Below are 10,500 nucleotides of genomic sequence, written 5' to 3'. Positions count from 1 at the left end.
GAACCGGCGCGAGGCGCCCGCCGGTGTCGCCGGGCGCCTCGCGCCGGTTCGCCGCCGTGGGCGGTGGCTCGCGCCCGCGCGATCGGCGTCACGCCGGCGCGCGGGCCGCGAAGACCTCCTTGGCGGCGAACAGGCCGTTGAGGGCGGCCGGGAAGCCGGCATAGACCGCCATCTGCATGATCACCTCGGTGATCTCGTCGCGGGACAGGCCGACGTTCAGGCCCGCCTCGATGTGGACCTTAAGCTGCGGCGCGGCGTTGCCCATCGCCGTCAGCGCCGCGATCGTGGCGATCTCCCGCGATCGCAGGTCGAGGCCGGGGCGGCTGTAGATGTCGCCGAACGGGAACTCGATCAGGTAGCGGGCGAAATCCGGGGCGATGCCGGACAGCGCCGCGATCACGTGCTCCCCGGCCTGCCCGTCGATCTCAGCGAGCGCGCGGGCGCCCCGCGCGTAGCGGCTTTCCGGGGTCGGGCTCTGGTCGGTCGTCATCGTGCATCCCTTCGGTCGAGCAGGCATAGCCGGCGATTTTCGTGTCGAGGGCGGCCAGGGCGTCCTGCAACGCGGCGACGTGCGTGCGGACCTGCGCGCGATGCCGTTCGAGCAGCAGGCGCCGTTCCGGAGCCGTCGCCGGTCCGGCGCGCCGCAGGGCCGCATAATGCAGCATCGTCCGGATCGGCATGCCGGTGGTCTTGAGACGGTCGAGGAAGCCGATCCAGGCCAGGATCGACCCGTCGTAGTCCCGGTGCCCCGCGGCGTCCCGCTCGACGAACGGCAGCAGCCCGATCCGCTCGTCGTAGCGGAGGGTGTGGGCCGTCAGGCCCGAGCGTTTGGCGAGTTCGCCGATCCGCATGCACCGCTTGCCTCTCGGCCCTTTGACCCTTTGGGCCCTCGCCACGATGCCATCGAGGCTACGGCTTCGAGCGCGCTCGAAGTCAAGCGCGGGTCGAAGCCCGGTTTCGCGATGCGTGAATTGACGCCGCCGGGGCGGAGTGGGACATCCCGTCCATGACGATGCCGGACACCGAGACAGCCCGCCCCCGCCTGCCCGAGGCCGACGTCACGGCGCTCAAGGCCGAGGCGACCGCGTGGTTCACGACGCTGCGCGACCGCATCGTCGGCGCGCTCGAGACCTTGGAGGCCGAGGCCGAGGGGCCGTTCCATCCGGACGCACCCGCTGCGGCTGGGCACTTCGAAAAAACCCCCTGGGAGCGGACCGACCACACCGGCCGGCCCGGTGGCGGCGGCACCATGGCGATGCTGCACGGCCGGGTGTTCGAGAAGGCCGGCGTCCACGTCTCGGCGGTGCACGGCGAGTTCGCGCCGGAGTTCCGCGCCCAGATGCCGGGCGCTGCGGAGGATCCGCGCTTCTTCGCCACCGGCATCTCGCTGATCGCGCATCCGTGGAACCCGAACGTGCCGACGGTCCACATGAACACCCGCTTCGTGGTAACGACGAAGACGTGGTTCGGCGGCGGGGCCGACCTCACCCCGGTGCTCGAGCGCCGGCGGACGCAGGACGACCCCGACACGCAGCACTTCCACGCCTGCCTCAAGGCAGCCTGCGACGCCCACGCCCCGGCGGCGAACTACGACAAGTACAAGCAGTGGTGCGAGGAATACTTCTACCTGCCGCACCGCAAGGAGCCCCGCGGCGTCGGCGGGATCTTCTACGACTACCACTGGACCGGCGACCCGCAGGCCGACCTCGCCTACACCCGCGACGTCGGCGGCGCCTTCCTCGCGGCCTATCCCGAGATCGTCCGGCGCAACGTCGCGACGCCCTGGACCGAGGCCGACCGGCTGGAGCAGCAGGTGCGGCGCGGGCGCTACGTCGAGTTCAACCTGCTCCACGACCGCGGCACGATCTTCGGCCTGAAGACCGGCGGCAACGTCGCCTCGATCCTGTCGTCGCTGCCGCCGACCGTGCGCTGGCCGTGAGCGAGGGCCTCCCCAAAAGCTTCGCCCCGCAGCAGGACGCGGCGCTGAAGGCCATCGCCGCCTGGCGCAAGGACAAGGGCGCCGCCCAGGTGTTCCGGCTGTTCGGCTACGCCGGCACCGGCAAGACCACGCTGGCCCGCCGCATCGCCGACGACGTCGACGGCTCGGTGGTGTTCGGCGCCTTCACCGGCAAGGCGGCCTCGGTGATGCGCCAGAAGGGCTGCCAGGACGCCGCGACGATCCACTCGCTGATCTACCGCACCAAGGAGACGGAAGAGGGCGGCCCCGCCTTCTCGCTGAACCGCGCCGGGCCGGCGGCCAAGGCCGACCTCATCGTCATCGACGAGTGCTCGATGGTCGATTCCGACCTCGGCCACGACCTGCTGTCGTTCGACAAGCCGGTGCTGGTGCTCGGCGACCCGGCGCAGCTGCCGCCGGTGCGCGGCGGTGGCTTCTTCACCGAGGCCGAGCCCGACGTGATGCTGACCGAGGTCCACCGCCAGGCCAAGGACGACCCGATCGTGCGCATGGCGATGACGGTGCGCGAGGGCGGCCGGCTCGCGCTCGGCGAGTACGGCGCCAGCCGCGTGGTCTCGCGCCGCGCCATCGACCCGACCCAGGTGCTCGACTGCGACCAGGTGCTGGTGGGCATGAACAAGACCCGCCGTCTCTACAACGGGCGGCTGCGGGAGCTGGCCGGCCACGTCGACCCGATGCCGGCGGTGGGCGAGAAGCTGGTCTGCCTGCGCAACGACCGCACCAAGGGCCTGCTCAACGGCTCGACCTGGACCGTGCAGGCCCTGCGCGCACCGCCCCGCCCCGACACGATCCGCCTCGACGTGGTGCCGGAGGACGACGCCGGCACGCGCAAGCGCGCCATCGACATCAAGGTTTTACGCGCCGTGATTTCCGGGTCGGAGGAGGAGATCCCGGCCTTCCTGCGCCGGGAGACCGACGAGTTCACCTACGGCTACGCCCTCACCGTCCACAAGGCGCAGGGCTCGCAGTGGGACAAGGTGGTGCTGTTCGACGAATCGTTCGCCTTCCGCGAGCACCGGGCGCGGTGGCTCTACACCGGCCTGACCCGCGCGGCGCAGGCGATCACGGTGGTGGTGTAGGACCGGCTCTTCCCTTCCCCGACGGATCTCGTGCTCGCCCGAGATCCGCACCCCGTGTGCCCAAGTCGGGCAGGCCCGACTTGGGTGCGGGGAGAGGGCTTGCAGTCTCAGAGCTTCGTCCCGAAGATCTCCGCCACCTGCGGGATGTCCTTGTCGCCGCGGCCGCACAGGTTCATCACCATGAGATGGTCGGCCGGCTTCTTCGGGGCCATCTCCAGCACCTTGGCGAGGGCGTGGGCCGGCTCCAGCGCCGGGATGATGCCCTCGAGCATCGAGCACAGCTTGAACGCGCCGAGCGCCTCTTGGTCGGTGGCCGAGAGGTAGGTGACGCGGCCGGCCTCGTGCAGCCAGGCGTGCTCGGGGCCGATGCCGGGATAGTCGAGGCCGGCCGAGATCGAGTGCGCGTCCGCGATCTGCCCGTCGTCGTCCATCAGCAGGTAGGTGCGGTTGCCGTGCAGCACCCCCGGCCGTCCGCCCGAGAGCGAGGCCGCGTGCAGGCCCGACGAGACGCCGTGGCCGGCGGCCTCGACGCCGAAGATCTCCACGTCGCGGTCGTCGAGGAAGGGGTGGAACAGCCCCATCGCGTTGGAGCCGCCGCCGATGCAGGCCACGAGCGAATCGGGCAGCCGCCCCTCGGCCTCCAGCATCTGCTCCTTGGTCTCGCGGCCGATGATCGACTGGAAGTCGCGCACCATCGCCGGATAGGGGTGCGGGCCAGCGACCGTGCCGATGCAGTAGAACGTGTCGGCGACGTTGGTGACCCAGTCGCGCAGGGCCTCGTTCATCGCGTCCTTCAGGGTCTTGGTGCCGGACTCGACCGGGATCACCTCGGCGCCGAGCATCTTCATCCGGAAGACGTTCGGGGCTTGGCGCGCCACGTCGACGGCGCCCATGTAGACCACGCAGGTCAGGCCGAACCGGGCGCAGAGGGTCGCGGTGGCGACGCCGTGCTGGCCGGCGCCGGTCTCGGCGATGATCCGCTTCTTGCCCATCCGGCGGGCGAGCAGGATCTGCCCGAGGACGTTGTTCACCTTGTGCGAGCCGGTGTGGTTCAGCTCGTCGCGCTTGAAGTAGATCTTCGCGCCGCCGCAATGCTCGGTCAGCCGCTCCGCGAAGTAGAGCGGGCTCGGCCGGCCGACGTAGTGCTTGAGGTAGCCGTCCATCTCGGCCTGGAACCCCGGGTCGGCCTTGGCCGCGGCGTAGGCCTCTTCCAGGGAGAGGATCAGCGGCATCAGCGTCTCGGCGACGAAGCGGCCGCCGAAGATGCCGAACCGGCCGCGCTCGTCGGGGCCGGTGCGGAACGAGTTCGGAGGGGGAGAGAGGGTCACGGATCGCGTCCTTGTTCGCGAGGGTGGGGTCGCGACGCGGTGATCGCGAAGGGCGGTCCGGGTGCGTGGCGCACCGGGCGCGCCGGGTCGGGTCCGGTTTGCGGTAGGATCGCCCCGCGGGTCAACACGCGCCCGCGCATGGCGGCCGGGGCCGACCGTCGCGGCGGGACGAAAAAGGGCCGGGCGTCGCCGCCCGGCCCTCGTCGTCCGATCCCGTCCGTGCCGGGCTATTGCGGCTTGTCGGCGGGGACGCCCTGCTCGCTGCCGTTCGCCTTGAGATCCTGGGCCTTCTGCTCCGCCGCGGGGTCGGCCTTGGCCGGCGCCTCGGTGGTCGCGGGCGCCGGCGGCGCGGTCGGCGCAGGCGCCGTGTCGGCGGCGGGCGACGGCCCGCTGCTCTCGGGCGCCGACTTCTGCTCGACCGCGTTGCGGTTCTCGGAGCCGGCGCCGGCGGGCGCGCCCGGCGGCTTCTCGGTCACCGGCTTGGCGCCCTCCGCCTTGGTGTCGGCGGGCTTGGCCGGGCTGTCCTTGCCCTCGGAGGCCTTGCCGGCCGCCGGCTTCTCGGAGGTCGGCTTGTCCGCCGGCTTGGCTTCGGCGGGGTTGGCTTCGGCGGGCTTGTCGTCGGCCGGCTTGTCGGCGGGCTTGGCATCGGCCGGCTTGGCATCGGCCGCCTTCTCGACCGCCGGCAGCGGCTTGGGGCTGTCCGACAGGGTGTGGAGGTAGGCGATGACGTTGGCGCGCTCCTGAGGCGAGCTGATGCCGGCGAACGCCATCTTGGTGCCCTTCACGTAGGCCTTGGGGCTCGTGAGGAACTCGTCGAGGTCGGCGTAGGTCCAGGTGCCGCCCTTCTCCTTCATGCCGGCCGAGTAGTCGAAGCCCTCGTGGCTGCCCTTCTTGCGCTCGACCACCTCCCACAGGTCGGGGCCGACCTTGTTCGGGCCGCCCTTCTCGAAGCTGTGGCAGGCCTGGCACGCCTTGGTGCCGCCCTGGCCCTTCTCGACGTTGGCGGAGGCCAGCCGCACGGCGATCGGCTCGACCTTGGCGGCCTCGGGCGCCGCGGCGCTCTCCTCCTTGGCCTCGGGCAGGTCGTAGCCGGCCTTGCCCGCGGGCTTGGGATGGTAGATCAGCTCGGCGACGAAGCCCGATCCGGCCACCAACAGCAGGGCGCCGAGCACTGCACCGGCCACCTTGTTCAGCTCGAACGAGTCCATGCTTTCTTCAACTCCTGTCGCGCTGCGCGGCGGGCGAATCCGCGCCCGGCCTGCCGGCGCCGGACTTTGGAAGATTTCGTGGGTGCTTAGCCGCTCGAAGCCGACCTTGACAATGGCGGAATGGGTGACAGTCGGCACACGATTGGTCGCACGCCGCCGCCCGCCTCGACGCGCCCGGGCGGCGCGAGTGCCCGCGCCGCGCGCCCGAGGCCCGGCGCACGGCTTCGATGACAAGCCGGCGGGCGCCTGTTAAGCACCGGCCCGCGGCCCGGCCGCCGTCCCGCAGATCGCCCGTCGATGTCCGATCCCCTCGTCCTGATCCCCGCCCGCCTCGCGGCGACGCGGCTGCCGAACAAGCCCCTGGCGCTGATCGCCGGCGAGGCGATGATCGTGCATGTCTGGCGCCGCGCGGTCGAGGCCGGGATCGGGCCGGTGGTCGTCGCCACCGACACCGCCGAGATCGCCGCCGCGGTCGAGGCGGTGGGCGGCGTCGCGGTGATGACGCGGGCCGATCACCCGTCGGGCTCCGACCGCCTCGCCGAGGCCCTGGAGATCGTCGACCCGCAGGGCAACCACGACGTCGTCGTCAACGTGCAGGGCGACCTGCCGACGATCGATCCGCGGGCGATCGGGGCGGCGGTGGCGCTGCTCGCCGACCGCGCGGTCGACATCGCCACGCTGTGCGCGCCGATCGTCGACCCGGCGGAGGCCGAGAACCCGAACGTGGTCAAGCTCGTCGGCCACACGGTCGGGCCGGAGCGCCTGCGCGCGCTCTACTTCACCCGCGCCCGCGCCCCCTGGGGCGATGGGCCGCTGTTCCACCATATCGGCCTCTACGCCTATCGCCGCCGGGCGCTGGCGCGCTTCATGGCGCTGCCGCCGGGCGAGCTCGAGACCCGCGAGAAGCTGGAGCAGCTCCGCGCGCTGGAGGCCGGGATGCGCATCGACGCCGCGATCGTCGACGACCTGCCGCTCGGCGTCGACACCCCCGCCGACCTGGAGCGCGCCCGCGCGCTGCTCGGCGCCCGCCGCCTCAACTGACCGTTGCGATGACCGATCCGAAGACCATCAGCTACCAGGGCGAGCCCGGCGCCAACTCGCACATCATCTGCGCGGAGGCCTACCCGGACTGGACCGCCCTGCCCTGCCCCACCTTCGAGGACGCCTTCGCGGCGGTCACCGAGGGCCGTGCGCAGGCGGCGATGATCCCGATCGAGAACTCGATCGCCGGCCGCGTCGCCGACATCCACCACCTGATCCCGACCTCGGCCCTGCACATCGTCGCCGAGCACTTCCTGCCGATCCACTTCCAGCTCATGGTGCTGCCGGGCACGCGGATCGAGGACCTGCGCTCGGTCCACACCCACGTCCACGCGCTCGGCCAGTGCCGTCGCATCATCCGGCGGCTCGGCCTCAAGGCGGTGGTGGCCGGCGACACCGCGGGCGCCGCCCGCGAGGTGATGGAGGCGGGCGATCCTTCCCGCGCGGCGCTGGCGCCGGCTCTGGCGGCGGAGGTCTACGGCCTCGACATCCTCGCCCGCGACGTCGAGGACGAGGCCCACAACACGACGCGCTTCGTGGTGTTCCGCCCCGAGGCCCTGCCGGTGGCGGCGGGCGACCGCCCGATGGTGACGAGCTTCGTCTTCCGGGTGCGCAACATCCCGGCCGCGCTCTACAAGGCGCTCGGCGGCTTCGCGACCAACGGCGTCAACATGTCGAAGCTCGAGAGCTACATGGTCGACGGCGAGTTCACCGCGACGCAGTTCTACGCCGAGGTCGACGGCCATCCCGAGGAGCCGGGCCTCGCCCGCGCGCTGGCCGAGCTCGCCTACTTCTCGCGCGAGCTGCGGATCGTCGGGACCTACCCGGCCCACCCGTTCCGCGACGCGGCGCGGCCGGCGGCGGAGTAGCTCACTCCCGCCCGATCACCCGGTCGACCACCACGTCGGACCAGAAGCCCGGCCGGAAGCCGCGCTTGAGCGCCTCCGGGTCGTAGACGGTCTCGACCCAGGTCAGGAAGTCGAGCCCCTGCCCTGCGCCCTCGAGGGCGTAGCGGGCGAAGAACGCATCCAGGATCCCGGTCTTGGCGAAGCGGAAATGGCCGTAGCGGGCCGAGAGCTGGCGCGCGGCCTCCGCCACCGGGCGGTCCTCGTGCAGGATCAGGTAGAGGGCGGCGCCTAGGCCCGCCCGGTCGGCGCCCGACTTGCAGTGCATCACCGCCGGGTATTCGAGGCCGGCGAAGAAGTCGCGCGCGGCCAGGATCGTCTCGCGGGAGGGCGGCTCGCGCGAGCGCAGCACGAACTCGACGAGCTTGAGCCCCTGGCGCTCGCAGGCCTCGCGCTCCAGCGGCCAGGAGCCGTGCTCGCGCCCGCCGCGCAGCGAGACCACGGTGCGGACCCCCTCCGCCCGGAAGCGCGCCAGCTGGTGCGGGCCCGGCTGGGCCGAGCGCCACATCTTGCCCGTGCCGATCCGGTGGCGGTTGAGATAGGCCATCCGGAAGATGCCGTGATCGACGAACAGCATGTTCGCCCAGGCGCCGAGCCGTGCCGGCGCGCCGCTGATCGGCCGCGCGAAGCGCTCGATGCGGGCCATGCGCCGGGCGTAGCGGGTCTCGGGGCTGAGGAAGCGGTTGAACACGGGCTCTCGCGGTGGTGGCGAGGGGCAGGCTCTATCAGCGCGCCCCCGGGCCGGCAATTCGGCATCTCCCTTGCCTGTGCCGGTCGCGAAGGGCGCTTGGCTGCCTTCTGTTCGCCCCGATCGGGGGCGAACCTGACGGCCTGCCGCGGGTTGCCCCCCGCCAACCGCACGATCGAACCGAAGGGTCCGGCCATGAGCACCCGCACCACGAGCATCCGCCGGGCCCGCAACGCGGATGTCGGCGCGCTGTCGGCGGTGTTCGATGCGGCCTGGCGCGAGGCCTATCGCGGGATCATCCCGGGCGTGGCGCTGGAGCGGCTGATCGCGCAGCGCGACGGCGCGTGGTGGCGCGCCGCGCTCAAGCGCGGCCGGCCGATCGCGGTGGTCGAGACCGCCGACACGGTGGTCGGCTACGCCGGCTACGGCCGCGCCCGCAGCCGGTCGCTCGGCGTCGAGGGCGAGGTCGACGAGCTCTATCTCCGGCCGGAATACCAGGGCGTCGGCCTCGGGCGGCGCCTGTTCCTGGCGGTCCGCAACGACCTCGCCGACCACGGCCTGGCGCGGATCGGCGCCTGGACGCTGGAGGACAACGCCCGCGCCGCCGACTTCTACGCCGGCCTCGGCGGGCGACCCGGCCCGCGCGCGCTCGACCGCTTGGCCGGCGTGCCGCTGCCGAAGGTCGGCTACCTGTTCGGCTGACGGTTCTTCCCGTTCGTCGCGGCGTGCGGCGCGGCGCGGATTTGCTTCGCGCGCCAAGGGCTTTATGAGACCCGCGCAACGGGGCGAGGCCCCGATCTTCCGGGATGCGCCAGCGCCATGATCATCGACAACATCTCGATCGGCAAGAACCCGCCGCACGACGTCAACGTCATCATCGAGGTGCCGCTCGGCGGCGAACCGATCAAGTACGAGATGGACAAGGAGGCCGGCGCGCTCGTCGTCGACCGCTTCCTCTACACCCCGATGTTCTACCCGGGGAACTACGGCTTCATCCCGCACACCCTGTCCGGCGACGGCGACCCCTGCGACGTGCTGGTGGCCAACACCCGCGCCGTGGCGCCCGGCGCGATCATGAGCGCCCGCGTGGTCGGCGTGATGGTAATGGAGGACGAGGGCGGCGAGGACGAGAAGATCATCGCCGTGCCCTCGCGCCACCTCACCAAGCGCTACGACCGGATCGAGAACTACACCGACCTGCCCGAGATCACGATCCAGCAGATCCAGCACTTCTTCGAGCACTACAAGGATCTCGAGCCCGGCAAGTGGGTCAAGTTCGTGCGCTGGGGCGACAAGGCCGAGGCCCACCGCCTGATCCACGAGGCGATCGACCGCGCCAAGAAGGCCAAGGCCTGAAGGGTTTCCCCGGGCCGATCGAGGCCCGCGCCCGGCTCCCGTCCCCGCGGACGGGGAGAGAGCCGGGCGCGTCGAAGAGATGACGTCAGAGCGCCTCGCCGCGCAGCAGGCGCGGCTGGGCGCCGCGCGCGGCGGCGGCCTCGCCGACGAAGAAGCGCTTGAGGCCAGGCATCCGGTCGACGAGGCCGAGGCCCAGGTCGCGGGCGATCCGCAGCGGCAGGGCGTCGTTCGAGAACAGCCGGTTGAGCCCGTCGGTCGCCGCCGCCATCGCCAGCGTGTCGAACCGGCGCGCCCGCTCGTAGGCGACGAGCACGTCCGCCGCGCCGGGATCGAGCCCGAGGCGCAGGGCGCCGGTGACCGCCTCGGCGAGGGCCGCCGCATCCGCCAGGCCGAGATTGAGGCCCTGGCCCGCGATCGGGTGGATGACGTGGGCGGCATCCCCCAGGAGCGCGAGGCGTTCGGCGCGGAAGCGCCGGGCGATGCCGAAGGCGAGCGGATGGGCGCTCGGGCCCTGCTCCAGGGCCAGCCGCCCGAGATCGGGCGTGAACCGGCGCTCGATCTCGGCCAGCACCGCGTCGGGCTCGCCCCCGAGCAGGGCGTCGACGTCGGCGGCCCGCTCGGTCCAGACGATCGAGGAGCGGTGCCCTTGCGGCCCGTCGGCCAGCGGCAGGATCGCGAACGGCCCGCTCGGGAGGAAGTGCTCGGTCGCCCGGCCCCCGTGCGGACGCGCGTGCCGGATCGTCGCGACGATGCCCGTCTGCGGGTACGACCAGCCGACCCAGCCGATCCCGGCCGCCTCGCGCAGGCGCGAGCGCGCCCCGTCGGCGGCCACCAGCAGCGCGGCCCGGAGGGTGCGGCCGTCGGAGAGCGTGGCGCGGATCGCGTCGCCGTCGGGCACCGCGCGGGCGATCCCGACC

At 72.3% G+C, this 10,500-nt stretch carries 12 protein-coding genes; 6 read left to right on the top strand and 6 right to left on the bottom strand.

Annotation, left to right across the window (positions count from 1 at the left end; genetic code table 11):
* Window positions 1–88 precede the first annotated feature (88 nt).
* Together FV227_RS26200 and FV227_RS26195 are read right to left on the bottom strand one after the other, a co-directional pair.
* On the bottom strand, window positions 89–490 hold the full coding sequence (locus tag FV227_RS26200) for a carboxymuconolactone decarboxylase family protein (RefSeq protein ID WP_147727510.1): 402 nt from the start codon (window positions 488–490) through the stop codon (window positions 89–91).
* Window positions 426–851: a MerR family transcriptional regulator gene (locus FV227_RS26195; protein ID WP_147727511.1), complete on the bottom strand. Its 426-nt coding sequence runs from the start codon at window positions 849–851 to the stop codon at window positions 426–428. The genes FV227_RS26200 and FV227_RS26195 overlap by 65 nt, the downstream gene beginning before the upstream one ends.
* Before the next feature lie 161 nt (window positions 852–1,012).
* On the opposite strand from FV227_RS26195, the gene hemF reads away from it, so the two are divergent.
* Together hemF and FV227_RS26185 are read left to right on the top strand one after the other, a co-directional pair.
* The gene (hemF, locus tag FV227_RS26190; protein WP_243937862.1) at window positions 1,013–1,939 is read left to right on the top strand and encodes an oxygen-dependent coproporphyrinogen oxidase; all 927 of its coding nucleotides are present in this window, start codon (window positions 1,013–1,015) and stop codon (window positions 1,937–1,939) included.
* Window positions 1,936–3,057 (top strand): AAA family ATPase, encoded by a 1,122-nt coding sequence (locus FV227_RS26185; protein ID WP_147727513.1) that lies wholly within the window; start codon window positions 1,936–1,938, stop codon window positions 3,055–3,057. Before hemF ends, FV227_RS26185 begins: the two co-directional genes overlap by 4 nt.
* Window positions 3,058–3,164: 107 nt before the next feature.
* Here the strand turns inward: FV227_RS26185 and trpB are convergent, their stop codons facing one another.
* Both trpB and FV227_RS26175 read right to left on the bottom strand, forming a co-directional pair.
* Complete coding sequence (gene trpB, locus FV227_RS26180; RefSeq protein ID WP_147844278.1) at window positions 3,165–4,385, bottom strand: tryptophan synthase subunit beta; 1,221 nt, start codon at window positions 4,383–4,385, stop codon at window positions 3,165–3,167.
* Window positions 4,386–4,612: 227 nt separating this feature from the next.
* Window positions 4,613–5,593 carry a cytochrome c family protein gene (locus FV227_RS26175; protein WP_147860259.1) on the bottom strand — a complete coding sequence of 327 codons (981 nt, stop codon included), beginning with the start codon at window positions 5,591–5,593 and terminating at the stop codon, window positions 4,613–4,615.
* 297 nt (window positions 5,594–5,890) lie between these two features.
* Here FV227_RS26175 and FV227_RS26170 point away from each other — a divergent pair, with 297 nt between their 5' ends.
* Together FV227_RS26170 and FV227_RS26165 are read left to right on the top strand one after the other, a co-directional pair.
* The gene (locus FV227_RS26170; protein ID WP_147729379.1) at window positions 5,891–6,634 is read left to right on the top strand and encodes a 3-deoxy-manno-octulosonate cytidylyltransferase; all 744 of its coding nucleotides are present in this window, start codon (window positions 5,891–5,893) and stop codon (window positions 6,632–6,634) included.
* Between the two features lie 8 nt (window positions 6,635–6,642).
* A complete protein-coding gene (locus FV227_RS26165) occupies window positions 6,643–7,503 on the top strand; it encodes a prephenate dehydratase (RefSeq protein ID WP_147729380.1) in 861 nt (286 codons plus the stop codon).
* Between the two features lies 1 nt (window position 7,504).
* Here the strand turns inward: FV227_RS26165 and FV227_RS26160 are convergent, their stop codons facing one another.
* Window positions 7,505–8,230, bottom strand: a complete 726-nt coding sequence (locus FV227_RS26160) for a tyrosine-protein phosphatase (RefSeq protein ID WP_147729381.1) — start codon at window positions 8,228–8,230, stop codon at window positions 7,505–7,507.
* Window positions 8,231–8,422: 192 nt separating this feature from the next.
* Here FV227_RS26160 and FV227_RS26155 point away from each other — a divergent pair, with 192 nt between their 5' ends.
* Together FV227_RS26155 and ppa are read left to right on the top strand one after the other, a co-directional pair.
* The gene (locus FV227_RS26155; protein ID WP_147844117.1) at window positions 8,423–8,929 is read left to right on the top strand and encodes a GNAT family N-acetyltransferase; all 507 of its coding nucleotides are present in this window, start codon (window positions 8,423–8,425) and stop codon (window positions 8,927–8,929) included.
* Window positions 8,930–9,046: 117 nt separating this feature from the next.
* On the top strand, window positions 9,047–9,583 hold the full coding sequence (gene ppa, locus FV227_RS26150; RefSeq protein ID WP_147730016.1) for an inorganic diphosphatase: 537 nt from the start codon (window positions 9,047–9,049) through the stop codon (window positions 9,581–9,583).
* An 85-nt stretch (window positions 9,584–9,668) separates the two neighbouring features.
* Here the strand turns inward: ppa and FV227_RS26145 are convergent.
* On the bottom strand, window positions 9,669–10,500 hold an 832-nt coding region (locus FV227_RS26145), incomplete at its 5' end, for an FAD-dependent monooxygenase (RefSeq protein ID WP_147844118.1).

It is taken from the genome of Methylobacterium sp. WL119 (genome assembly GCF_008039875.1).
GTDB lineage: Bacteria > Pseudomonadota > Alphaproteobacteria > Rhizobiales > Beijerinckiaceae > Methylobacterium.
This window is presented reverse-complemented; position numbering and strand designations above follow the sequence as displayed.

Excerpts from the sequence above, each read along its gene's own strand:
- FV227_RS26155 (WP_147844117.1), top strand. The coding sequence starts at position 8,423 with ATGAGCACCCGCACCACGAGCATCCGCCGGGCCCGCAACGCGGATGTC.
- FV227_RS26165 (WP_147729380.1), top strand. The coding sequence starts at position 6,643 with ATGACCGATCCGAAGACCATCAGCTACCAGGGCGAGCCCGGCGCCAAC.
- FV227_RS26175 (WP_147860259.1), bottom strand. The coding sequence starts at position 5,593 with ATGGACTCGTTCGAGCTGAACAAGGTGGCCGGTGCAGTGCTCGGCGCC.
- hemF (WP_243937862.1), top strand. The coding sequence starts at position 1,013 with ATGCCGGACACCGAGACAGCCCGCCCCCGCCTGCCCGAGGCCGACGTC.
- ppa (WP_147730016.1), top strand. The coding sequence starts at position 9,047 with ATGATCATCGACAACATCTCGATCGGCAAGAACCCGCCGCACGACGTC.
- FV227_RS26195 (WP_147727511.1), bottom strand. The coding sequence starts at position 851 with ATGCGGATCGGCGAACTCGCCAAACGCTCGGGCCTGACGGCCCACACC.
- FV227_RS26200 (WP_147727510.1), bottom strand. The coding sequence starts at position 490 with ATGACGACCGACCAGAGCCCGACCCCGGAAAGCCGCTACGCGCGGGGC.
- FV227_RS26170 (WP_147729379.1), top strand. The coding sequence starts at position 5,891 with ATGTCCGATCCCCTCGTCCTGATCCCCGCCCGCCTCGCGGCGACGCGG.